1 pseudogene is annotated in these 701 nt (G+C 47.9%); it reads left to right on the forward strand.

Annotated features, from left to right (window positions below):
• Positions 1-45 precede the first annotated feature (45 nt).
• Positions 46-701, forward strand: a pseudogene (locus tag GAC_RS04365) (RNA polymerase sigma factor region1.1 domain-containing protein); the annotation flags it as partial.

The raw sequence follows: 701 nt of genomic DNA on the forward strand, positions 1-701 counted from the left end.
TTGGATTGCCCGCTGATTGTTTGGTTTTCCTTTGTGGGATTCGTAATGGATAAAGAACTTGTCAAAAATCTCATAACTAAAGGCATTAAGCAGGGTGGAGTAATTACCTTTGACGACATAAGCGATGCGCTGTCAGATGATGACGTCGTTTCTTCTGAAAGCATCGATGAAACCATATCCCTGCTGCAGGACTCTGGAATAGGCGTGCTAGAACAGAGCGATGAAGAAGAGGCCGACGCTGTAGTTTCTGAGGAAAACGCAGCGAAAGACGAAGAGGATGAGGCCGGAATGCGGTCTTTAGATTTCGGCCAAACTGATGATCCTATACGCATGTACCTGTGCGAAATGAGCTCGGTAGAGTTGCTCTCCAGAGAGGGGGAAATAGAAATCGCAAAGAGGATTAAGTCGGAAAAAATTAATATGTTGCGGTCTCTGATCGAGGCTCCGCTGGTACTGCGCACTTTTATGTCATGGAGGGATGACCTGGTAAATCAGCAGGTAATGCTCAGAGACCTGATAGATCTGGACGCAAATTATAGGGGGGGTGCTCCTCGACAGGAATTTGAGGAAGGAGGAGAATACGGGGAGCAAGAGATGGCGGAACCCGGAGATAGTGATGTGGGCGGTGATGGAGCTGATGATGAAGATGGAAGGGGAAGACTCTTCAGCGGGTAATGCTTCAATCTTGGAAATGGAGAGCG

The sequence above is a fragment of the Anaplasma marginale str. Florida genome (assembly GCF_000215485.1).
Classification (GTDB): domain Bacteria; phylum Pseudomonadota; class Alphaproteobacteria; order Rickettsiales; family Anaplasmataceae; genus Anaplasma; species Anaplasma marginale.